This is a genomic window from Pedobacter sp. Bi27 (assembly GCF_918698255.1).
Taxonomy (GTDB): domain Bacteria; phylum Bacteroidota; class Bacteroidia; order Sphingobacteriales; family Sphingobacteriaceae; genus Pedobacter.
This window is the reverse complement of the sequence record NZ_CAKKMW010000001.1, coordinates 381,253-405,789: the sequence shown is the minus strand read 5'-3', so window position 1 is coordinate 405,789 and position 24,537 is coordinate 381,253. Positions and strand designations below refer to the sequence as shown.

Here is a 24,537-nt window from a genome sequence, read left to right as displayed (position 1 = left end):
TTCCAAATGCAACCCAGGCTGATATTGTTTTAATTTTAAACGGTGGGTATGGTGCCTCCATCAATTACAAATTCGGTTCCGGTAAGGTAACTTGCCCTTGGCGAAACAAGGAACCCAACCATTTCTGCCACATCTTCTGGCATGGCAGGTCGGCCGTATGGAATGCCGCCAAGTGCATCCATTACACTTTGTGTGGCCTGTTCTATCGAAATTGCTTTGCTCTGCGATATGCGTTCCATCATTCTCTTCGAGCTGTCTGTCATGATCCAGCCCGGAGAAACCGTTAAAACCCGAATTCCTTTTGGAGCAACTTCGTTAGAAAGTCCTTTGCTGTAATTGATCAGTCCAGCCTTTGCTGCCGCATAGGGTAGTGTGCTTTCATATAATGGAAGTTTGCCTTGAATAGATGCGATATGGATAATTACACCTGCTTTTTGTTTAATCATTTGCGGCAAAAATGCCCGGTCTAATCTTACTGGTGCCAAAAGATTGGTTTGCAATGTTTCTTCCCAGTGTTCATCGGTTAAATTAGCAAAACCACCCGCCGGAGTTTCTGAACCACCAAGGCTATTGATCAGGATATCGAGCCTGCCAAATTTTGATAATACCGCCGTTACTACTTTTGCTGTTCCAGCAGGCTTGCTCAGGTCTGCCGAAATAAAATACAGCTTTTCATTGGGCTCTTCAGGCGGGTTTCTTGCAGTAATGATTACTTGTGCCCCGGCTGCCAGGAGCCTTTCGGCAATTGCTTTTCCGGCGCCTTTGGTTCCGCCTGTTACCATGGCAATCTTGCCAGATAGTTCGTTGTTGAAATTAAATTCCCTTTCCATTGTATATATTTTATACAAAATTCAGGCATACTAGAATTTCCTACAAGTACGGTGTTACGATTCAGATAGCGTAAAATTTATCCCTATGCAATTGGTATTTCCGTAATTGCTTTAATTAAATGTTCGCGAGATATTTGCTTTGGTATTATTAAGTATGCTAGGTGGAATAGGGTAAAAATCCAATCATTGGTTGATAATGATTTAGAATAAGCATGATAAATATCCTCTTAGGGAAAAATGTACAAGATTGTTGTCTGTTTATCCATTCCCTGAGCCTGGCGTTCTCCTCATCTTTGTATGGTCAACAAACAACAAATATTTCAAACATTAATTTAAAAAAAATAACAATGAAAAATCTAATCTTAACCGCAAGTGTAATCATCACTTTATTAACAAGTCAATTCGCTTTTTCGCAAAGCAAAAGAGTCCCAGCTTCAGCCGGAAGGGCGGAATATATCGAAGTTGAGCCAGGTGTAAAACTTCACGTAACCGATCTTGGCGAAGGCCAGCCCATTGTATTGATCCATGGATGGCCACTTAGCGATGAAATGTACCAATATCAATATCAGTATCTGGTAAGGAAAGGTTTCAGGGTAATCGGCATTACACTACGTGGTTTCGGTAAATCTGATAAGCCTTATGGAAAGTACAATTTCGATGTTTTTTCTGATGACATTTATGCCGTTCTCCATACCTTAAAAATAGAGAATGCTGTACTGGGTGGCTTTTCTATGGGTGGTGCCGTTACCATTCATTATGTAAATAAGTATAAATCTGCACATGTGAGCAAACTGGCACTATTTGCGGCAGCTGCTCCATCATGGAAACAACGTGCAGATTACAATTACGGAATATCTGAGGAAGGTGCTGCCGGACTGATCAAACAAACCCTGATCAACAGGGAAGAGCTGATAGGTGGATTAGGTGCAGCATTTGCGGCCAAAGGTACCACACTTCAAAAAAATACAGAGAAATGGCTTGAAAATATCAACTTATCAGCAAGTCCATATGTAGTTACCGAATCTATCAGTGCCCTTGGGGATCTAGATTTGCGTCCGGTGCTTAAGAACATAACCATCCCTGTAGCCATATTTCAGGGTACAAAAGATCAACTGATTGATTTTACCTTGGCTGAGCAATTGCATAAAGGTTTAAAAAACTCATACATCGTGAAATTCGAGAATAGCGGGCACGCACTTTTTGTAGAAGAGATGGATAAATTCAACTCGGAGCTTGAGCAGTTTGCCAAAAAATAATTATAAGATAAGATTACTTGCAGGTTTAAATGCCCGCAGGTAATTTTTGCTTTAACCGAATATTGAAATCGTCACCAATAATGGTAATTTTATTTTTTAATCCATTTTATTAACCCTTTCATGAAACAAAGTATTTTTGATGTAAACCTTAAAACCATCGGCATGATAAATGTTGATTTAGAAAGTATTGAGGCCATCAATTCCGAAGCATACAAATCCTATATCAAGGTGCTTTATCTTAATGAAGGATTTGAAATAAAAGTAGACTTCAACGTTTACCACACTACTGGTCCAACGCTGTTCTTTATCAGTCCAAATCAGGTACTGAGCATCGAAAAACTTGGTGAGCAATCAGGTCGCCTGGTGTTCTATAACCGCGATTTCTATTGTATACAGTTGCATGATGAAGAAGTTGCCTGCGATGGGCTCCTGTTCAATAACATCAATAATATGCCAATGACGGTGATACCTCAGCAGGATGCCACATTTATTGAATACCTGTTTTCCAGGATTGAGGATGAATTTGAACTGAAGGATGGATCGCTGGAAGAAATGATCAGGACCTACCTTAAACAGCTTTTGATCAAGTCTACCCGATTGTGGAAGGTGCAACACCTGGATGGGGTGATGGCCGCCAGACCGAACAACGACCTTGAGTTCTTTAGGAAGTTTACCCAATTGGTCGAAGCGAACTTTAAAGAAAAGCACAATGTTGCCGATTACGCCGATCTGCTGGTGATAGCCCCCAAAACCCTTACCCATAGGTTCAAGCGGCTTAAGCTTCCTCAGCCGAACGAAATCATCAAAAACAGGATTATCCTGGAGGCAAAAAGATTGCTTATACATACAGATAGAACGGCAAAGGAGATTGCCTATTCACTGGGTTATGACGATCCTGCCTATTTCAGCAGATTGTTTTTTATCAAGACCGGCGAGCCTCCATCTGGTTTTAGATCTAAATACCTAAGTATACACGAACCAAAACAGATTTAATCTTCAATGATCTTTTTATGTCATTGAATAAAAATTGAGCACTTTTGTTAGGCATTACGGCAGCGCTAGAAGAAAAAAATTAAATAATTAAACATGAAAGCTAAGCTTATTGTATTGGTGGCCACCCTTATTTTAACATCGGTGAAAACCTTTGCCGGTTGGTACAATATTTACAATTACACAGGTTTAATCGATAGGTATCCGGTTACTTTATCTTTTCAGGTAAAAGAGGGCTATTTTGGCGAACCTGCAAAAAAACACTATAATGTTATTGGGGTCTATAAATACGATAAAGTTAATCATCCCATCAGGCTTGAGGGCGTTTTTACCCAAAGTACCCAAGAGCTTAAAATTTATGAAATTGGGACTAATGACAGGATTTCTGCCACTTTTCACCTTAATTTTTCACCTCAGCAGCTCACAGGTAGCTGGAGCCGTGGTAAAAGTAAACTGAAGGTAAACCTGCGGCTTGTAAACAGACTCAGTGATCGCTCAGATGAAGCGTTCGATAATATCCAGATCCTTCAGTTTCCGTCTTTGCAGCATTATTATTTTATCGGTGTTTATGCTAAAAAGAGCAAATCTACCGAAGCACACATGCGCGAATTAAAGATCATTAATAAGGAAACTAATAGAGTCTTTCAGATACTTAATTTTGAACCTATCGAAACGCCCACAGGCAATGTTATGACCATCATTTACGATAACATTACGACAGGGAAAAACAATGATTTTCTGATTTCCAATCAGATCGGCAGGGTTGGTGGATACCTTAACGTGAATTTTAATGTAAAGAACAAACAATTTGTTTTAAATCCGGAACCGGTTGCAGAAGGAGGGTAAAGGTTGAAAAATGCAATGTTTTTAATTCGCGCTTATTAGCATATTTCTGATATTTTAGTTGGCTGATATTGAATGACCAAGAATATTACAGCTAGCGTGATTACTTAATGGTATTAGCCAATTGACTTAAAATGATTAAAGTAATTATTATAGACGACCATCCCATTGTATCCGACGGATTGAAAAACCTGCTTACTAACCATGATGATATGGAGGTAGTAGCCTGTTACAATACCGGACAGACAGGTTTAGCTGGAATAAACAATTTAAAGCCAAATGTGGTATTGCTTGATATAAGCCTGCCAGATATAAGCGGCGTAGAAATATGCAAACAGGTAAGAAAGACCGATACTCAAGTTGGTATTATTGCGCTGAGCATGCATAATGAACGGCCTGTAATTAAAAGTGTTTTACAAAGCGGTGCAAATGGTTATGTTCTTAAAAATTCTGTAGGTCAAGAGATCATATTGGCCATTCAGACCATTTTAAGTGGCCAAAAATACCTGTGCACCAAATCGAAAGAGATTATGTACAGCCACCAAAAAGGCAACTTGGTAGAAATACCACACATTACCCGCAGAGAAAAAGAAGTACTGGAGCTGGTGGGCAAAGGGCTAACCACGGGGCAAATAGCCACACACTTATTTATTAGCCCTCATACGGTAGAGAGCCACCGTAAAAATCTGATCGAAAAATTTGAAGTAGCCAGTATGTCGGCAGTAGTAAACCTGGCTATAAAGTATGGATTGATATAATTAAAAAACTTTTTATAAGATAGATAACGACTAGTAAATTGCTTGTATTAAAGATCTAAGCAAAATAGTCGTTAAGCAGTAAAATTCAATTCTATATTAATAGAAGTGCCTGGTTTATTTTCGGCCGATAAAATTTCCATTTCACCATCTAAATAGGCTACCCTGTTTTTTATATTCTGAATGCCCATACCTTTAGTTAAATAGGCGGGATCAAAACCCTTGCCATCATCTTCTATGGTGATATAAAATATATTATCGTTTTGCGAGCACTGCAACAAAATGTTTTGTGCCTCTGCATGTTTAACGGCATTGTGCATTGCCTCCTGTATAATGCGGTATATATTAATTTGCTGGTGTGGCAAAAATACACGTTTAGCGCCCAGGTATTTTAAATCAATGTTCAGTTTTTCAGATGTTAACGATGTGCATAAATCTTTTAATGATTCTTCCAGTCCAAATTTGAGCAACATTTCTGGCATCATGTCGTGCGCTATGTGGCGCAGTTCATTGATCGAACCTTCCATCTGATCCATGATTTGGTACAGTTCAGGATCATCGTTGCTTTTCTTTTTTGTGGCGTAATGAGAAAGATTGATCTTGATTCCCGCAAGGGTTCCGCCCAATCCATCGTGCAGATCGCGGGCAACCCTGTTCTGTTCCTCTTCTTTGGCATTTAACATCGCCTGAACAATTTTAATTTCCTGCCTGCGGTCAAAATCTTCTATTTGTTGCTGGTGGTTTAAATCTTTTTGTATCGTTAGTTTTTTACTGCTCCTATAAAAAAGCCACCCCAAAATGGCAACGATGAGTAAAAACAAACAAGCTATACCAAATAACCAGCTTAATAGCTTGCTGTTTTGTGCCGATAGGTTTGCTTTTTCATTTTCGGCATTAAGGGCAATTATTTTTTTCTCTTTTTCTGCTGTTTTAAATTTTACTTCCAATGCACTTATTTTGTGTTCAACCTCTCGGGCATTTATACTATCCTTTAATTTGCTATATTTTTTAAGCCAGGTATAGGCCATTTTACTGTTGCCCAGTTTGCCGTAGGTTTCTGATAGTTCAAAATAATAAATCAAATCATCCGAAGAGTGCTTATGTATAACAAGGCCTTCTACATTTTTTCTTAAAACTGCTAAGGCTTTTTGATATGCTTTTTGCTTGATGAACAGCCGATACATCTCTAAAGATAAATTTCGCTGCATATTATATTCTTTTGATTGCACAGCGAGCACTTCCCCCTTTTTTAAAGCCTGTAATGCTTTGCTATATGCTTTGACAGTTGTATAATATGTTCCTTCTACTACGTAGAATTTCATGTAATTTATGGGGCTTGTAGTTTCAATAAGAAAAGCTTTAGCCTTGTCTAATTCTTTTTTTGCAGATAATGTATTGTTTTGAAATAAATAATTTCGACTAAGACTGATGTGGTTTTGGTACAATTCATTAATATATACGGTGGGTTGTTTATCCAATAACGAAATAGACAACCGGAGATATTCCGCTGCTTTGTCGTATTGCTGGCAATCCATAAATATCATCGCTATATTATGATAATTCACCGCCAGATGTTGAACATTGCCTGTTTTTTTTATCAGGGGAATAACTTTGTTTATGAAAATATCGATAGATGTAATGGAGTTGTCTTTTATACTGAATTCTAAAATGGCATATTTCGACCAACATTTACTTCTGAAAAGAAATGCCTCTTTGCTGTTAAATTTCGATAGCTGTTTGTCGGCTTCCAAATAGTTGGTTTCACTTTTCGCACTATTGGTCGAAAAATAATACCCGCCCAGATAATAATAGTAAAGCGCCTTAACGTAAGGGTATTTATCGCCATATTTTAAACCTTTTGCAAGGAAGTTTTTGGATTTTAAGGTATCGCTGTTTGACCAATAATCTGATAAAAGGAACAGTGAACGCGCTTTTACGCTATCAGATTTGGCATTTGCCAAAAATTTCAACAAACTATCTGGATAGCGTACATCTGTTATGGGCAATTGCGCAAATGATAGGTAAACGCAAACCATAAATAAACAGGATAGAGCGGTTTTTTTCATTAAAAGCACATAGATGATGAGTATCAAACATAGCTAAAACTATACAATTCAGCTATAATACCTGGTAAACTTTTCTACTGTTCATTTCAGAACAAACATGGCAATAAAATCAAATATCCCCGAAATCAGGGATACATACAGATGTGTTCCAGTCTAACTTTGGGTATCATATTAAGGTGGTTAGAAATTAAAAAATACCGGCAAAACCGTTGATTTATAATTATATGATGAGCCAGTGAAACTTTGAAAAAATGATGAACAAAAGAATACCAAAAATATTGCTGGTTAAAATGTTGCTTTTATATTGTAGCATGATGGGCTATGCACAGAAAGCCCCAGAATGGGTTCTTCCTGCTACTCCTTTTAATGAATCAGAAACGGCCAGATTGATGGAAAAAGGAACGGCTACCATACAGGGAACTGCCACATTGAAGAAAAAAGGAAAAGATAATTTTGGTGTTAAAGGAAGCCAGATCTTGCTATTCCCGGTAACACCTTATTTTACCGAATTTTTGGAGTTGAAGAAAAAATTTAATAGCCGTAGAAAACAGGCCACTATGAGTCCTGTTGCATTTACTTACCGGGTAGAAGGCAGATTTTTGGATGATAAGGGAACGTTTCAGTTCACCAACCTGAAACCAGGAAAGTATTATGCAATTAGCTGGATAGCCTTTGCCAGGCAAAAAACAGTTGCTGTTCAAACCGGCACAAGCACCTCTTATAATGTTTATGGATATGCTTTAGGCTCGTCGCCAATTTATGAAGATCAACATTACGACGTTTTTATTGAAAATGAAGTACGCGGGTTTGTTGAGGTTAAAGAAGCTGGCGCAGTAGTAAATATAATCGTGAGCAATTAAATTAAGAAAAACAATGAAGAAAAAATATGTGTATTGGTACCTCATCATTATAGGGGTGATCATACCTTTTGGTGCTTTTGCCCAAACGATAAAGATTCCGGATCTGAATTTTAAGAAGAAGTTGGTTGTTCAGGGCATAGATCTTAATGAAGATGGAGAAATTCAGCTTGCTGAAGCACAAAAAGTAACTAAGCTCAGTTTAGATCAGGCAGGTATCAGTTCGTTGGTGGGGATTAAAAATTTTACGAACCTAAAAGAGCTAAGCTTTTGGAATAACCAGGTACAGGTACTGGATCTGGAAGGAATGAAAAACCTGGAAAATATTTTTGGCTACAACAACCAGATTCAGCGCGTTAACCTTAAGGGATTGATAAACCTCAAAAATTTATACATCCATCAGAATCAAATCAGTGTAATAGATTTTACAGGACTCCAAAAGCTTGAAGATATAAACATGCTACAGAATGCAGTTAGTAAAGTGAGCATTTCAAATCTTCCAAAACTTGTGCATATTGAGTTTCAAAAAAACAGGCTAACCGAGTTTAAAGTAACAGGATGCCCTGCGGTAAAGCTGATCAGATTAGCTGAAAATCAATTAACAAAATTAGATTTTAGTAAGTTTAAAGATCTTGAAGAATTGTCTCTGAGAGATAATCCTTTGGTTGAGCTCGATATATATGGCTTAAGAAAACTTAAACAGTTAGACTGCTCTTACACCCTCTTAACCAATGTTAATATGAGCGGAACGGTAAGTTTGGGCAGAATGGAATGGTAAAGTTTCTCGCATCAAAGCTGATTTCTTTCCTTTAAAACACCTCCCTTATTGTAAAAATAAAATTTGAGATTAACTTATAAATTAGTTTCAAAATCGAAATATTTATTTCTATATTGCCCGTGGATTTAAAAAATACCTTGCTTTTTCTGAATAAGAAAATGGTGATGTTTCGTCATCGATGAACTAATATTTGACACTCGGCACTACCTGCAATCTTTATGGGGAGAACACGTACTATACGTACGGTTTCGGTTCCATACTCCACGAGTTTAACCGTACGTATAGTACATGCTCTCTGGAGTTGATTGATATAGTCCTATGAAAATACGAAGGATTTTAAATTCAGGCCCTGTTTTATAAAAAAGACAGGGCTTTTTAACTAAATCAAGCTCCAAATGGCAGAAAAACTGAGCCGACAACAAATCTACGACCGTATTCGGACTACCTCTAAAGAAAGTTATATCCTTGAAGAAATGCAACGTCTTGGTTTTTGGGAATCATCTGATACGCCAAGTTTACCAGAAGTTTTAATTAAACGGGAACTTGTTGCAAACCAAGAGCTGAACAATCTTTTGGCGCAGGATCGTAAATACCAGAATCAAGAAGCCATGCTAAAAGAAATGCGTAAAGCGCGCATGAAATTGGCAAAGGATAAAAGAGCATTAACCAAGCAAAAAAACAAACAAAAGAAAGATGATAAGGCTGCAAACTGGACGAATATTCAGCAACAGCAAATTATTTATTTGGGTAATGGCGTATCAGGTGGCTTAAACCAAAAGGAATCTGATGTAGAAACTTTACAGAAATTTAATCTGCCGGTTTTTAATCAAATTATTGATTTTGCATCAGCCATAGGTGCAGATTTATCCACTTTACGATACTTGCTCTATCAAAGAAAAGTTTCCCGGATCAATCATTACCACACTTTCGAAATTCCTAAAAAAACAGGAGGGAAAAGGCTGATATCGGCACCAAAATCCAAATTAAAAGCTTTGCAACTCTGGGTATTGGAGCACATTTTGAACCGTATTGAAATTAATGATCATGTTCATGGCTTTATCAAAGAACGCTCCATCATCAGCAATGCGCAGCCACATCTCGAAAAAGACATTGTTATTAATGTCGATTTAAAAGATTTCTTTCCAAGCATTAGTTACAAACGCGTAAAGGGGTTATTCCATAAATTGGGCTACTCAGAACAACTTGCTACTGTGTTTGGCCTAATTTGTACCTCTGCAGAAACAGAACATGTAGAAATGGATGGCGTATCTTATTACGTGCAAAAAGGAGATCGCGTGCTACCGCAAGGTTCTCCTGCGAGTCCGGCAATTAGCAATTTAATCGCATTTAAACTTGATAAGAAAATTACAGGATTAGCATCGAAATTCAACTTTGTCTATACCCGATATGCTGATGATTTAAGTTTTTCAACAACAAAAGAGAACGAAAAAAATATTGCCAGTTTATTGTTTTTTCTCAAAAAGATCATAGAATCAGAAGGTTTTACCATGCACCCTGCGAAAACGCATATCATGCGAAAAGGCAATCTGCAAAAGGTTACCGGAATTGTTGTAAATGAAAAATTAAATGTTCAGCGAGATCAACTGCGCAAATTTAGAGCGCTTTTGCACAATATAGAATCACATGGCTGGAACGGACAGAAATGGGGTAATGCTAAAAACCTGATCAACGCTGTAGAGGGTTATATCAATTTCGTGAAAATGGTAAATAAGAGCAAGGCTGCTGCTTTTAAAGTTCAGCTCGAAAATATTATTGCTAAACATGGTTATCCAGCTATCGAGAAAGAGCTTGTTGAAGTTAAAATTGAAACTATTGTAGTTGAAATAGTGCCTGAAGTTAAATTAGAAACTCCCATAAAACCATCAAATGATGCCAAACAGTACGATTGGTGGAATATTCTTTAAACGTTTTGTATATGAAACTCATTAAACAAAGTAAATTATTTTTTAAAGAAGGGAAATCTGATAAGGTATATGAGATTGATCTTTGCGAGCTTTCTGCAAACGAATTCCTGGTGAATTTTAGATACGGTAGAAGAGGAAGTACACTTAAAGAAGGAACTAAAACACCTGCTGCATTGCCTTTGGCCAATGCTGAAGTGCTTTTTGCAGAATTGGAAAACGAAAAACGCAAAAAAGGTTATCAAACCGAAACGGAAGTATTTATGGAACTCCCATCCTTAGATATGGTTGAGCCCGATACTTTAAATGGTACAATTTTGCAGCGCCTGCAGGATGCTGTAGTTGGTAGAAACAGTTTCAGAACCGAATGGAAAACCAGTCGGGTAATTTGGAAAGCCGGCATGTTAAACGTGCAAGAGGCTATTCCGTTTATCATCAAGCTGGCAACAAGAGGGAACGAAATGCAAACTTACGCGGCCTTATATGCGTTGACAAAATTAAATGCGGTTACAGCCGGGCCACTGTTTATGGCTTTGGCTAATAATATCAAGCAAAAAAGTCATATCATAAACATGGCTTTTGAGGGGCTTTTGACGATTACTAGGGATGCTGAGCAGCAAAAGATTATTAATCTGCTATTAGAGAAGCTACCTGCAGAAATAAGATATGCTGTAGAAACAGATGATTTAGCCTTGCTTAAGGCTACTTTAGATCAAAATTTAAAAGATAAAGAGGTAGATTATTTTACCACTCTTTATTTATTATGCAAAGTGCAGCCAACTTTATTGCCCATACTTAATAGTATATTGAAAGCCTGCCCGTACAAACCACCGTTTTTTAAACACCTAAGGGCAATTTACAAGCTGGCGCAGTTAAGAAACGATGTAACAACTTTGGCTATTTTATTTTATGGTTTCGAGAAACAACCCGCTATGTTTAGGCGAACATATTCGCTTGATTCTAATTACAGGCAATATTTAACCGCTATAGACCTCACCGTTAAGGTAGGAGCAGAACTTAAAAATAAAGATAGTAAGCTCGCATTTTCGCAATACACTAAAACCTATTTTCAGAAAAATGCAGTCGAATTTCTTAAAAATGCTGGGGCAACGAATGATGCATCTGCATATTTAAAACTTGCAGTTAATACTTTACTGCAGTATAAAGAAAAAGATTATTCTATTGCTGAAGAGAAGCCATTAAGCGAATATGGCCGGTATAATTATAAAACGAAACAATACGCTTATGTAATTGTCAATTATCCCGAATGTTCGGAATCATTACTGCTTTCTACCATCCTTTTTGGGAATGATCCGAAGCGCCAATTGCAATCTAATTTAAGGTTTATAATCAACAGTAGAACGGTAACCAGCCCTGATTATTATTACAACGCGGCCAATGTTCGAGCGGTAGCTGCCAGATCAAATACAGGTTTTAACAGTGACAACGGTGTTTCGGTAATTGATGCGGCTAAGAATATTTTTAAAAGCTTATTTGGTAAGAAAAATGTAATACCACCACCTCTGCCAGTGGTTGAGCAAGATACTACTCCAAGAACAGAGGTGAAAAGTGTGCCCCGTTTGGAGCTGTACCCCGAGCTTTGGGATGCTATGCCTCAAGCTTATATACAATTGTTGATGCAAGCTGAGATGGATAGAATACATCTTTTTGCTTACGAAAGGTTAACGGCTCATCCACAGTACGAAGAGATTATCCAGCGTTTTGATGAACGCTCGATTTTGCAACTGTTAAATAGTAAATTCGATTTACCAAATCAGTTTGGGTTTGAAATACTGAAAAACGAAGAAAGCAAGCTTGCTCAAAACCCTGTTTTTGTTGCCGAAGTATTGGCTTGCAATAGTAGAAACGCCAGGCTTTGGGCGCAAGAATTGGTTAGCCGAAATATCGAACTGTATTTTAATGATATTGAATTTTTGTTGATTGTGCTATTCAACGCCCAAGAGGAAAGCAAAAATTGGATCAATGAAACATTACAGAAATACCTGTTTTCTGAGGATAGGAAACAGGCTGTTTTAGGTAAAGTAATTACTGAACTACTTCATTTTGAAAATACAGATGACAACAATCTTCAAGCTAAAAATGCTATTGATCGTTTAGCTTTGTTTGCTGAAACGCAAATGGAAAGATTGAGCTGGAATATTGTAGAGCAGTTAATATCATCGGGATTAAATGCCAATAAAATTTTGGCGACGAAAATATTACTGCATAAGGTTAAAAAGGTTTCTCCAACGGAAATTCCGATCTCTTTAACAAAAATGTTATTGCTTAGTGAATTTCCTGAAGTCCGCGATGGTGGTATCGAGCTGTTAAATCAATACCCTGAGCATTTTATTGTTGAAAATATCCAATTGTTACTCAGTCTCATTGATAGTAGCGATGAGAAAGTTTTGGATGCTGTATTTAAAATTATCGGGAAGCTATTTGCTCATCAATCCGAAATTGGGAATGCTATTGTGCCACATTTTGCTTATGCTTTGATGCGTAAAGAGAAGTTTGAAGGTGCACATACGAGGTTAAGCGAATTTTTACTGCAAAATTTAAAGCCGTATTGGAGCAGTGGCTTACAACCGAAAGATATTACAAAACTGATTCATGCCCAGTACCGGATTAGTCAGTTGGCAGGGTATGAAATCCTGAAAGCTTATGATAACCCGGATCGTTTTTCTTTGCGGCAGATTATTTCTTTTGGTAGTCATGAAATCCTTGCCATCCGCCAATGGAGCTGGAATTATTTCAAGCAACATGTATCACGAATCAGAGCGGAAAGGAATCAGTCACTTTACCTGTTAGATTCGAAATGGGACGATACCAGGGCTTATGCATTTCATTTTTTTAAAACTGAGTTTATGGAAGCAGATTGGGACCCAGATACTTTAATTGCGATTATAGATTCGATCAGACCAGATGTTGAAAGCTTTGGCAAGGAAATGATTACCCGGTTTTTCAATGCAGCACATGCCTTAGATTATTTAACGAAATTAAGCGAGCATCCAAGTGTAAATGTTCAGGCTTTTTTAAGTAGCTACCTATCCATGTATGCTAAAGATAAACCTGATTTACTGCGGGAGTTAACATTTTACTTCCGTTCGGCACTTACCCGTGTGAACAAAGGTAGGGTTGCCAAGGATCGTATTTTTAACTTTCTACATCAGGAATCGATAAAGAATGTGGAAACTGCAATTTGGGCAATAAGTATTTTGGATGATGTTTCAGCACAATCAACCATTCAGGATAAGGCTGTTTGTATCGATATTTTAACAAAAATTAAAACGCAATATCCTGATTTGGATATGCATCTCATCATCAAAAACGAAGCGCATGTTATTCAATTATAAATATAGCGGAAATACTTCCATCAGTAACGATGCGAATGAAACAGCAATGCGTTTTGCGCCTGATGCACTGCGTGATCCAACTTTTTTTGTTGGAAAATTAAATAAAAAGATTGCGTTTCGCGAGGCAATATCTGCATTGCATGATGTAGTTGTTTCCGACCTTCGTTACAAACCAAAAGATAAAGCTGAATATAAAGCCTGGGCAGAAGAACAGGAAAAACTTTGGTTAGGCGAATACATGGCTGGTTTCCAGATTGAACAGGTGAGAAATCGCATTGAAGAAATTAGAAATGATTTAAAGCAGATTTATCGGGAAAAAGATCGGGTACTAGGGCCATTTAACAAAGCAAAGAGTAGGTACTTCGATTACTTGTATAAAAATGATCGCGATGCATGGGTTGTTCTTGATCCTGTGATCACTGTCCATCCTGATGAGTTGTTTTTCGAATGTTTTAGTCAAGATGAGTCTTCATATGGCAAGCTAAGCTGTAACTATAATGTGTTTACAGAAATTAATGAATTTAAATGTGGTACGACCAATATTGATTACTCGGCAGAATTATATGGCGAATTTCAAAAAATAAGGGGTTATAAGGATACATCATTTAAAATTGATCCTTCGGGATTTGAGGCGAAAACCACTAACGAAGAGGTTTATAAAGAGGTTAAAATAGATTTACCAGATTCGTGGGTGAGGGGCTTTTTGCAGGTGAGTGCAGCAATGACTTTGCCCGCAACTGCATTCGAATTGCATCCGATGGATGTTTTTAGTCTTTGCCAATACTTACGCCGTTTTAAAGAAACTGCTGGGCCACGTGCTTTACGGTTTATTTTAGCGCCAGGCCAACCAGTACGCCTGGTTATTGAGCCTTGGTATGAAACCTTAACTTTCCATCGCTCTATTTACACCGGTTCGGAGGAAAAGACAATTAGAATTTGGGGCAGAAGAAGGTTGATGATTCTGGAACGTTTAATTCCGATTGCAAAAAGTTTTAAAGTTGTTTTATTGGGTTCTGGTTTGCCTTCTTTTTTTATGGCCGATTTAGGCGATATGACTTTTACGCTTGGATTATCAGGCTGGACAAATAACGATTGGAGCAGGGCCGGTAATTTCGACTTAATGGCACCTCGTGGAAATGTAGATATATTAACCAAACAACAGGTTTTTACTACTTTAAAAGAAACCTGGTTTGCATCGACAGCAGAAATAACAACAAAAACCGGACTAAGCGCTGCTGTGGTTTCGTCGGCGTTAACAGCTTACACGCAGGCGGGGCGTGTAATTTACGATTTGAAACAGGGTGTTTATCGTGTAAGAGAGCTAAGCCAGGAACCGCTTGATTTTACTGCTTTACGTTTTGGTAGCGAGCAAGAAAAAATTGCGAACGAATTTATAACGAAAGATCATGTGAAAATAGCCACCAAAATAGAAAATGATGTACTTGAAATAAAGGGTAAAGTGAAAACTAAAAACGAAACTTTTAGTACGCTGGCTTTGATTGATAAAGATCAGCGCTTAATTGAAGGTACCTGCGAATGCGCTTTTTATCTGAGCAATAAACTTAAGAAAGGACCTTGTGAGCACATTTTGGCAACCAGAATGATGTTGCAGAACAATGCGGTTAAAGTTGCAGCGAACTAAAAAGACAATTTTCCTTAAGGTGTATCTATAAGCTAGCAATAACAATTCCTAAAATCAGGTACCGCCTCTACAGATGCTCAATGATGTTAAGTTAGGCGTTTTTAACCACAGATGCACACAGATAAACACGGATTTTCATATCTGTGTGCATCCTTCCTATCTGTGGTTAAATTATTATTCTTGTGCCGAACTCCTAGCTTAATAAAATAAGCCTAATATTTTTTCTCCTTCGATACCTTAAGCATTGCAAATGGATTTGGCATTCGCCACTTCAGTTCGGAGATCAGTGTTGCCAGAAATATCATTCCGCCTCCAATCAATAACCTTGACGTAATTTCTTCTCCCAAAATAAAGTGTGCTGCGAAAGCGCCGAAAATAGGTTCGAAAAGATAGATGATGGATACCCTTTCGGCGCTAATGTACTTTTGAGAAATATTCGATATGGTGTACATATATGCCGTTGAAAATAGCGCACAAAAAATGATTCCAATCCAAAATGTTTCTTGCTGAGGAATCCAGGTGGCGTTTCCTTGAATAAATGTTAATAGAAAAGTTAATATGGCGCAAGTGGCAAACATAGGCACAATGGTAGGGATAATGTCGCCTGCTATCGATTCTTTTTCAATCTGGATTAAATATATGGCGAAACAAAAAGCGCCGACGATAGTGTATAAATCTCCGGTTCCAATGTTGAATTTATCAGTAACCGATATTACAAAAAGCCCAATTAGCGCTGTAAATGCCGCAATCCATATTTTTAGTGCTGCAGGTTTTCGATAAATAACAAGTTTAATCACCGGAATCATTACAACGGTTATTCCGGCTACAAATGAACATTGCGATGCCGATGTATGTGTGATACCCAGTGTTTGCAAATAAATGCCAAGTACCAGCGGAATAGCCAAACTTGCGCCAGTTTTAATAGCGGTCGAATCAAGCTTTTTTACATATTTCCAAAAAATAACCGATAGAACCATTGTGGCGAGTAAAAAACGGTAGAACAAAAACAAAACAGGTTGGTGCTGTCCGATAGCAAGCTTGGTAACAGAAAATGAAATTCCCCAGAACGCAGTACCCAGTATCAATAAAATCAAAAAGAGGTTTCTTTTTTCCATTAGGATACTTTTAATTCATGATCGTTAACCAATTCTTTTTTCATCATCAGATCTGTTTGTTCATCATCTCCAAGCCAAAACTTATGCTTGCCGAAAGGTGTAAAGCCATTTTTTTCATAAAATCTTAATGCCCTGTAATTTTCTTCCCATACGCCCAGCCATACATAACTGGCTTGCATTTCAAGCGCAATATCAATGGCCTTTTGATACAGTAGCTGGCCAACTCTCTGACCATAAAATGCTTTTAGAAGGTAAATACGCTCAATTTCAAGTGCATCAGGATCCAGTTTTTCGGTTTGTGCCTGCCCAATGTTGATCTTTAAATAGCCAATAACTTTTCCATCAAGCTGTGCAAAATAAAACTGAGAATCCTGATTACTCAGTTCCGCTTTCAGTTTTTCTTCCGAAAAGCCTTTTTCGAGGTAATCTTTCATGTTTTCCTCAGTGTTTACCTCCGCGAAAGCTTCAGAAAATGTTGTTCTCCCGATCTCCTGTAATTTGTTGATATCAGCCAGGGTTGCCCTTTCGATTATAATCTGCTCCATGGCACGAATGTAACAACTCTTTAAATGTAATAAAATGCTATTTTTTCATTTATTAATGCGTATTTTGCATTAATGGATCTTCAGCGAATCAAGTATTTTTTGGCCCTGGCAGAACAGCTTCATTATTGGAAAACAGCTGAAAAGGTAAATATCACGCAGTCAGCCCTAACCCGCCAAATTCAGTCGCTCGAAAATGAATTGGGTCTGCAGCTCTTCGAACGTAATAAGCGTAATGTGAAGCTCACTCCGGCGGGTAAATTCTTAAAAGAAAAATGGGAAGTCGAGTTAAGTGAGCTCGAATATATCCATCAGTTTGCAAAACAGATCCATTTAGGCGAGCGCGGGACCATTACCATTGCACATCCTGATTCAATATCGGCTTCTATCATGCCCGATATTTTGGCTAAGATAACGCAGGCATTTCCACAGCTTCAAATTAAGTTGGTACAGGTTTTATATGAAAATCAGCTGGATTTTCTAAAGAACTATAAAATTGATCTGGCCATTACGAGGGATATTACCAGTGAGCAGGGGATTAAATCAAAAAAAATCTACTCTGATCATCTGGCGCTGGTGGTTCCGTTAGCACATTCTTTTAAAAGATTTGAAGATTTATCTACGGAGCGCCTTAAAGCACAAAAATTTATCCTGCCCACTAAGGATGAGGGGAGTAGCTATAGCGAGATTATTCAGGCACTTTTCAAATCTTACGATTTTGTTCCTGATGTATTTCTACATTCAGAATTTGGATCTACAATTATTGCACTCGTACGCAAGGGATTGGGAATAGCCATTTTGCCTGATTCTTATATGCACCATCAAAGTCCTGGCTTACGGTTTATTCCCTTGCCTTTTAAAACCGATATATTGATTAATTGGCGTGCCGATGACCATAATCCTGTGCTTGCGAATATTTTAAAGCTTGTATTTTAGTGCTAAATAGATATTCTACATAATTTTTTGATAAAGTTTTGATACATATTTATTTACAATTATAGGGAAAAAGAATATTTATTGAAATATGATGAAAATACTTTAACTTTGATGAAAATTAGTCACTCTCAATAAGTAAGTAGAAATGAATAATAACAATTTAAATTGATCGTTGTTATTATTTTACACTTAAAAGAATTATCATGGGTAGCAATAACAATTCATACGGACAAAATAAAGCACCTTATAACAGTGCAGTTTCGGCCAAAAATTCTTGTGTTAAAATCAACTCTACATCAAAATCAAATCTTGTACGTGTGACTTCCAGTCAAATCAATAATGGACGTTCACAAGCATACAAGCACTTGATACCTTAATGTTTGATCATTCATATCCATTTACAAAACATTTTACCAATAAATTTCAAGGAGCTCAGTACTTAAAAGAGCGAACAACTTATATTTTTAAAACTCAGAAAGAAAAATATCATATAGAGGTTGAAGAGTATCTTTTCAATATTTATGTGTTGAAATTTTTTCCTGCACGTTTAAAAAAACATCCAAGGAAATTCAATGTCCTCACTGGTGAAAATAAGATGGGTAAAATTGTGGCAACCTGTATACAGCTTATATTACAGATATTGAAAAAGAATCCTATAGCAAGCTTTGGTTTTTTAGGATCGCATACCTTTGATCCAAAAAGGTCTTACGAGGAAAGTAAGGATTGTACAAAACGTTTTAAAATATATCGTTATGCTGTTTATAATCTTATTGGTGAAGCATATTTTAGCCATTTCATGGAAGAAAAAAACAGCACCTATTTATTGGTTAATAATAAACATGAAGATATTGATTTAATTAAGGGACAGGCCAATATTATGTTCGATGCTATTTTTCCTTCGCTAAGCTAGGATATATATTATTCGCATTTAACGTTTTATTATTCATTTTTAATCAAAAAAAACTTTTATAGCAGTATATAATTTACAATTTTTAAGCAAAAAAAGCATTCAGTTTAAATAACTTTGTTTTTCAATGAAAAAAATCAAGAAATCGATTTAGCTTGTTTTAAACCAAATAATTTAAAATGCTTTTAATTATTCTCAACATTATTTTTTGCATCTCGTTTTTAGGCTTTGCCTATGTAAATTTAAATGATAACGATGCTTTTCTTTGGGTATCTATCTATTTAAGTGCCGCAATATGCTGCGGATTGGCTGCGGCGGGTAAATTTTATCCTTTCGCGTATCTGTTTTTAACTGCTTTCTACTTAATTTATGCTGCTATCCTGTTCTTCGCAAAAGATGGTGTACGAGATTGGATTACCAAATACAGACGCGAGAGCCTTGTGCAGAGCATGCAGGCCACAAAACCTTACATCGAACAAACGAGAGAATTTTTTGGTTTGTTGATTATTGCGGGCGCGTTGTTGATCAATTATTTTGTTTCGGCGGGTATTGCCAGCTAATAGATTTAGTACTTTATGAAAGGTGATGATACGATGGCTATCCAAAAAGCTTTATCAACTATTGTAAAAAGCAATGTAGGTGCAGATGGCCAGAACTGGTTGGAAAGTATAATACAATCTGCTGATCAAAGCAATAAAATCAGTCAGGCATTTGTGATGGTACCGCGCAAAACCGGGAAATCGCTTATTCAACTTAACGAAGAGCAAAAGGTTTTAATAGAGGAGGCTGGAATCAGTTATATTCGTAACTGGACAATAGATCGGCTTTGTCGCGTTTGGTTGCTGAGCACCTTAAATTCAATAGATCAGGAGAAACTATACGCAACTGTCGATCGGTTATTCCTGTCGGCAGAAATGAATGAGGCGGTGGCTTTGTATTCGGCCTTGCCGTTTTTGGCGCATCCTGAAATTTGGGTAAAACGTTGTGCTGAAGGGATCAGGAGTAATATCGGGTCGGTTTTGGAAGCGATAATGGAAAACAATCCCTATCCTTCAGGAAATCTGGATGAAGCTGCCTGGAACCAATTGGTGCTGAAGGCATTCTTTACCGAAAAAAATATTAAGTTCATCGTTGGTTTAGATCAACGTGCCAATCTGGATCTTGTATTAACTTTGATTGATTATGCAAAAGAACGTTGGGCTGCCAAACGAGAGGTAAACCCACAGCTTTGGCGCCTGGTTGGTAAATTTATCAATGCCGAGATTTTTGAGACCCTTAAAGTCGGTTTACAGCATTACGACCAAATTGAACAACGTGCTATTGCACTTGCTGTTGCGCAGTCTGAATATCAGCCGGCAAAAGATTATATTAACACTTTTCCTGAACTTAAGTTGGCCCTCACAGAAGGGAACTTAAACTGGGATTCATTTTAACCATTAGAAATTCAAAATAGAAATATATGTGTTGCAGTAGTTCAATTGAAAGAGATAAAGCATTGATGGGGGAGCCTGAAGCGTTCGATATCAGTGCGGTAAAGGGAATGAAATTCTTCGACCCACATGTTCACATGACTTCGAGAACGACCGACGATTACCAGGCGATGGCTGATGCAGGAGTTGTTGCTTTGATAGAACCCGCATTTTGGCTGGGGCAGCCACGTACCGGATTGGATAGTTTTAGAGATTATTACAGTAGCCTGATCGGCTGGGAGCGCTTCCGCTCTTCTCAATTTGGCATTAAACATTATTGCACCATTGGGCTTAACTCAAGAGAAGCCAATAACGAAAGACTGGCAGAGCAGGTAATGGAAATATTGCCCTTGTTTATCTATAAAGAAGGTGTAGTTGGCATAGGCGAAATCGGTTTCGACGATCAGACTGCAGCCGAAGAAAAATATTATAGACTACAACTTCAGCTTGCTAAAGAAGCAGGTTTGCCAGTACAGGTACATACACCGCACCGCGATAAGAAAAAAGGCACACAACGCAGTATGGATATTGCTTTGGAGCATGGCCTTGATCCTTATAGCATAATTATCGATCACAATAACGAAGAGACAGTAAAAGAGGTTTTAGATAGAGGCTTTTGGGCTGCTTTTACCATTTATCCGTTTACTAAAATGGGTAACGAGCGCATGGTAGAAATTGTAAAACAATATGGTCCAGAGCGGATTATGGTAAATTCTGCTGCTGATTGGGGCATCAGCGATCCTTTAGCCGTACCAAAAACCGCTGCTTTAATGAAAATACGTGGTTTAAGCGATGAGGCTATTGAGCTGGTTACTTACAATAATGCGATTACCGCATTTGCACAGAGCGGACAGCTGGATGAAGCCGATTTTAATGCGCAAAAAAATGTAGACCTTACCGAGAAATTCGAAGGCAATACCATTTTGCGTGGCGGACAACAGCCAAGAACGGATAAATCATCTATCATCATCAGCTAAAGTATTGAAAAAAATAATTGTCTATCTGCGCATGATGCGCCCTGCCAATATTGTTACATCAGTAGCCGATATTTTAGCAGGAATTGCCATCTCAGGTGCCTTAAGCAGTGGGCTCTCCATTCCGTGGTTATCCATTGTGTTTTTGGCCGCATCAACAGCCTGTTTGTATGGAGGAGGAATCGTTTTTAACGATGTTTTTGATGCCGATCTGGATAAAATAGAACGTCCGGAGCGGGCCATTCCCAGCGGGCTGATCAGCTTAAAAAATGCAACCATTTTAGGTAGCCTGTTACTTTTGGGCGGTATTGCATTAGCTGCATTAAATAGTTTAACATCGGGATTATTGGCCCTTTTGGTGGCCGTTTTCGCTTTGCTTTATAATAAATTTGGTAAACACCATTCTTTTTTCGGCCCCTTGAATATGGGCTTGTGCCGTGGATTTAACTTGCTACTGGGTTTGAGTATTGTGCCGGCAATGCTGTGCAGTCATTATTATTTGGCCCTTATTCCGGTAATTTATATTTTTTCCATCACCATGACCAGCCGTGGCGAAGTTCATGGAGGCCATGCTAAAAACTTATATTTGGCTGCGTTTCTGTATGCAATTGTGATCTGCGCGATTGCTTATTTTGCTTTTGTAAACGATAGGTTGCTGTGGTCCCTGCTGTTTCTGGTTCCATTTAGCTTTATGATTTTCAGGCCACTTTTAAAAGCAATAAAGGAGCCTATCGGTAAAAATATCGGCGGGGCGGTAAAAGCTGGCGTAATTTCACTTATTTTGATGGATGCAGCCTGGGCCGTAACTTTCGATGCCCTGATTTTGGCATTTATAATCGCAGCTTTATTGCCATTATCCATGTGGCTATCTAAATTATTCGCCGTTACTTAACCATCAAACACACATTCTCAAATTGATATGGAACATTTACATCAATCCTTTACCGTACAATATAATTATAATGTTTTCTTTACTTCATCGCTTTTTCTGCCTGAAAACGAACTGTTGAATAGTTTTTTGGTTAACCTAAATCCGGCTGTTGCAGTAAAGAAAATCTTGTTTGTAATAGATGAAGGTGTAGCAAATGCACACAAAGACCTTAACACCCAGATTAAAGCCTATTTTTCAAAATACCCTCAAACGCAACTGGTTCAGGATATTCTGATCATTCCAGGAGGAGAGCAGGTGAAAAACGATACCAGATATTTCGATCAGGTGTTGGAAGCCATCAATGTTCATGGTATCGACAGGCATTCGTTTGTTGCTGCCATTGGTGGTGGTGCTGTGCTCGATATGGTGGGCTACGCGGCAACGGTTGCACACCGTGGTATTAAACACATCAGGATTCCAAGTACTGTGCTTTCGCAGAACGATTCGGGGGTTGGCGTGAAAAATGGAATTAATTATTTCAATAAAAAGAACTTTTTGGGCACTTTTTCGCCACCTGTCGCTGTTTTTAACGATGAAGTATTTTTAAGCACTTTATCCGATCGCGATTGGCGTTCGGGTATTGCCGAAGCAATTAAAGTGGCATTGATTAAAGACCCTGAGTTTTTTGAGTGGCTGGAAGCAAATGTCACGGCGCTTGCGCAGCGGGATATAACAGCCATGAACTACCAGATCTGGAAATGTGCAAAACTCCATATGGAGCATATCCGCAGTGCCGATCCTTTTGAAAACGGTTCGGCCCGTCCATTAGATTTTGGTCATTGGAGCGCCCATAAACTAGAATATCTGACTAATTTTGAAGTGAGGCATGGTGAAGCCGTTGCCATGGGGATTGCCTTAGATGCTGTGTATTCCAATTTATCTGGCAGGATCAGTACTGAGGATGCACAAAGGATAATCACCCTGATTCAGCATCTTGGTTTCGAATTAACGCATCCTTTGTTACAGGTTACCGAAGGCAACAGTCCGATTTTGCAGGGACTGGAAGAATTTAGGGAGCATCTTGGTGGAGAGCTGACCATTACCTTACTTACAGGTTTGGGTAGTGGAGAGGAAGTTCACGAAATTGATGCCGACATTTTAAAACAAGCGGCCGAAATCTTAAATAACCAAACTGCTATTATTCAACATTAAGCTATGAAATTAACTTCCGGACATTTAACCTTCTGTACCAACATTTATGCAGGGGAAAACTGGATGGCACATTTTGCCGTGTTGAAAGATAGTTTTCCGATATTAAAAGCGCAATTGTCGCCAGAGGCACCGATGGGTATAGGTTTACGCCTTTCCAATCTCGCCAGTATCGAATTGCTGGAAGAAAATCACCTGGAAACATTTAAGCAGTGGCTCGAGCAGGAAGGTGGATATGTTTTTACCATGAACGGATTTCCATATGGCGGTTTTCATCATACCAGGGTTAAAGATCAGGTACATGCCCCCGATTGGACGACGAGAGATCGCGTTGAATATACACTCCGTTTAGCAGAAATTCTTTCACAGTTAATCCCGGAAGGTATGGATGGAGGCATTTCGACATCGCCATTAAGCTACAAACCCTGGTTTAAGGATGCTTTGGGAAGAGAAAAAGCTACAGTTACTGCAAGTACACATGTTTTGGAAGTTGCCGGAGGTTTAGCAAAAATCTTTAAAAAGACAGATAAAATCATCCATCTCGATATCGAACCGGAACCCGATGGTTTTCTCGAATCTGGTCCCGAATTTATCAACTGGTTTGAAAACGAACTTTTACCAACTGGAAAAAAATATTTTTCGGATCGATCGGGTTTAAACGCCAATGAAGCAGAAAATCTGATCAAAATGCATATCCGTTTGTGTTATGATGTTTGTCATTTCGCAATCGGTTACGAACCCCATACAGCCATCATCAATGAACTGCAGGATAAAGGCATTCAGATTGGAAAAATCCAGATCAGTGCCGCATTGAAAGCTAAATTACCTGCAGCTGTATCGGAGAGAACAGCCGTATTGGCTCAACTAGGCCGTTTTGATGAGCCTACTTACCTCCATCAGGTAATTGCCCGAAAAAATGATGGTTCGCTGCTGCGTTATCCCGACCTTGCTGATGCACTGGCAGCGGGAGAAAATCCTGAAGTAGAGGAGTGGCGGGCACATTTTCATGTGCCTATATTTGTTGAGGACATGGGGCTGATCCAATCTACACAATCGGATATTACCGAGGTATTGAACTTGCAAAAAAATAATCCATTTACCGCTCATTTAGAAGTAGAAACCTATACCTGGGAAGTTTTGCCAACAGCTTTAAAAGCACCTTTAAACGATTCAATTATCAGGGAACTGGCTTGGGTTAAAAATTTATTAGAAAAATAGA

General features: G+C 38.2%; 21 protein-coding genes. 17 read left to right on the top strand and 4 right to left on the bottom strand.

From position 1 onward, the window contains the following. Positions 1-35: 35 nt before the first annotated feature. The gene (locus tag LQ227_RS01470) at positions 36-830 is read right to left on the bottom strand and encodes an SDR family oxidoreductase (RefSeq protein ID WP_230147935.1); all 795 of its coding nucleotides are present in this window, start codon (positions 828-830) and stop codon (positions 36-38) included. 347 nt (positions 831-1,177) lie between these two features. Between LQ227_RS01470 and LQ227_RS01465 the strand changes: the two genes are divergently transcribed. The 4 genes from LQ227_RS01465 (at position 1,178) to LQ227_RS01450 (ending at position 4,677) form a co-directional block, all read left to right on the top strand. Further along, on the top strand, positions 1,178-2,086 hold the full coding sequence (locus LQ227_RS01465; RefSeq protein ID WP_230147932.1) for an alpha/beta fold hydrolase: 909 nt from the start codon (positions 1,178-1,180) through the stop codon (positions 2,084-2,086). A 120-nt stretch (positions 2,087-2,206) separates the two neighbouring features. After that, on the top strand, positions 2,207-3,079 hold the full coding sequence (locus LQ227_RS01460; RefSeq protein WP_230147929.1) for a helix-turn-helix domain-containing protein: 873 nt from the start codon (positions 2,207-2,209) through the stop codon (positions 3,077-3,079). A 93-nt stretch (positions 3,080-3,172) separates the two neighbouring features. Continuing rightward, positions 3,173-3,922, top strand: coding sequence for a hypothetical protein (locus LQ227_RS01455; RefSeq protein ID WP_230147927.1), 750 nt, complete (start codon positions 3,173-3,175; stop codon positions 3,920-3,922). 131 nt (positions 3,923-4,053) lie between these two features. Continuing rightward, positions 4,054-4,677, top strand: coding sequence for a response regulator transcription factor (locus LQ227_RS01450; RefSeq protein WP_230147924.1), 624 nt, complete (start codon positions 4,054-4,056; stop codon positions 4,675-4,677). Between the two features lie 71 nt (positions 4,678-4,748). On the opposite strand, the gene LQ227_RS01445 is transcribed toward LQ227_RS01450, so the two are convergent. Then, the gene (locus LQ227_RS01445) at positions 4,749-6,740 is read right to left on the bottom strand and encodes a sensor histidine kinase (protein WP_230147922.1); all 1,992 of its coding nucleotides are present in this window, start codon (positions 6,738-6,740) and stop codon (positions 4,749-4,751) included. Between the two features lie 251 nt (positions 6,741-6,991). On the opposite strand from LQ227_RS01445, the gene LQ227_RS01440 reads away from it, so the two are divergent. The 5 genes from LQ227_RS01440 to LQ227_RS01420 all read left to right on the top strand — a co-directional run bounded on the left by LQ227_RS01440 (position 6,992) and on the right by LQ227_RS01420 (position 15,295). Continuing rightward, positions 6,992-7,600 (top strand): hypothetical protein, encoded by a 609-nt coding sequence (locus LQ227_RS01440; RefSeq protein WP_230147920.1) that lies wholly within the window; start codon positions 6,992-6,994, stop codon positions 7,598-7,600. A gap of 13 nt (positions 7,601-7,613) precedes the next feature. Further along, positions 7,614-8,375: a leucine-rich repeat domain-containing protein gene (locus LQ227_RS01435; protein WP_230147919.1), complete on the top strand. Its 762-nt coding sequence runs from the start codon at positions 7,614-7,616 to the stop codon at positions 8,373-8,375. Between the two features lie 395 nt (positions 8,376-8,770). Then, a complete protein-coding gene (locus LQ227_RS01430) occupies positions 8,771-10,300 on the top strand; it encodes a reverse transcriptase family protein (protein WP_230147918.1) in 1,530 nt (509 codons plus the stop codon). A gap of 11 nt (positions 10,301-10,311) precedes the next feature. After that, on the top strand, positions 10,312-13,653 hold the full coding sequence (locus tag LQ227_RS01425) for a hypothetical protein (protein ID WP_230147917.1): 3,342 nt from the start codon (positions 10,312-10,314) through the stop codon (positions 13,651-13,653). Beyond that, on the top strand, positions 13,637-15,295 hold the full coding sequence (locus LQ227_RS01420) for a hypothetical protein (RefSeq protein WP_230147916.1): 1,659 nt from the start codon (positions 13,637-13,639) through the stop codon (positions 15,293-15,295). The genes LQ227_RS01425 and LQ227_RS01420 overlap by 17 nt, the downstream gene beginning before the upstream one ends. A 212-nt stretch (positions 15,296-15,507) precedes the next feature. Here the strand turns inward: LQ227_RS01420 and LQ227_RS01415 are convergent, their stop codons facing one another. Together LQ227_RS01415 and LQ227_RS01410 are read right to left on the bottom strand one after the other, a co-directional pair. After that, positions 15,508-16,410, bottom strand: a complete 903-nt coding sequence (locus LQ227_RS01415; protein ID WP_230144025.1) for a DMT family transporter — start codon at positions 16,408-16,410, stop codon at positions 15,508-15,510. Beyond that, a complete protein-coding gene (locus LQ227_RS01410) occupies positions 16,410-16,955 on the bottom strand; it encodes a GNAT family N-acetyltransferase (protein WP_230144026.1) in 546 nt (181 codons plus the stop codon). Before LQ227_RS01410 ends, LQ227_RS01415 begins: the two co-directional genes overlap by 1 nt. A 72-nt stretch (positions 16,956-17,027) precedes the next feature. Here LQ227_RS01410 and LQ227_RS01405 point away from each other — a divergent pair, with 72 nt between their 5' ends. The 8 genes from LQ227_RS01405 (at position 17,028) to eboE (ending at position 24,536) form a co-directional block, all read left to right on the top strand. Continuing rightward, positions 17,028-17,888, top strand: a complete 861-nt coding sequence (locus tag LQ227_RS01405; protein WP_230147914.1) for a LysR family transcriptional regulator — start codon at positions 17,028-17,030, stop codon at positions 17,886-17,888. Positions 17,889-18,264: 376 nt separating this feature from the next. Next, a complete protein-coding gene (locus LQ227_RS01400) occupies positions 18,265-18,798 on the top strand; it encodes a hypothetical protein (RefSeq protein ID WP_230144028.1) in 534 nt (177 codons plus the stop codon). Between the two features lie 176 nt (positions 18,799-18,974). Beyond that, positions 18,975-19,355, top strand: coding sequence for a transmembrane 220 family protein (locus LQ227_RS01395; RefSeq protein ID WP_230147913.1), 381 nt, complete (start codon positions 18,975-18,977; stop codon positions 19,353-19,355). 15 nt (positions 19,356-19,370) lie between these two features. Beyond that, positions 19,371-20,228, top strand: a complete 858-nt coding sequence (locus LQ227_RS01390) for an EboA domain-containing protein (protein ID WP_230147912.1) — start codon at positions 19,371-19,373, stop codon at positions 20,226-20,228. A gap of 26 nt (positions 20,229-20,254) precedes the next feature. Continuing rightward, positions 20,255-21,241, top strand: coding sequence for a TatD family hydrolase (locus LQ227_RS01385; RefSeq protein WP_230144031.1), 987 nt, complete (start codon positions 20,255-20,257; stop codon positions 21,239-21,241). 4 nt (positions 21,242-21,245) lie between these two features. After that, positions 21,246-22,130: a UbiA-like protein EboC gene (gene eboC, locus LQ227_RS01380; RefSeq protein ID WP_230147911.1), complete on the top strand. Its 885-nt coding sequence runs from the start codon at positions 21,246-21,248 to the stop codon at positions 22,128-22,130. A 27-nt stretch (positions 22,131-22,157) separates the two neighbouring features. Next, the gene (locus LQ227_RS01375; RefSeq protein ID WP_230147910.1) at positions 22,158-23,321 is read left to right on the top strand and encodes a 3-dehydroquinate synthase; all 1,164 of its coding nucleotides are present in this window, start codon (positions 22,158-22,160) and stop codon (positions 23,319-23,321) included. A gap of 3 nt (positions 23,322-23,324) precedes the next feature. Then, a complete protein-coding gene (eboE, locus tag LQ227_RS01370) occupies positions 23,325-24,536 on the top strand; it encodes a metabolite traffic protein EboE (RefSeq protein ID WP_230147909.1) in 1,212 nt (403 codons plus the stop codon). Position 24,537: the final 1 nt, after the last annotated feature.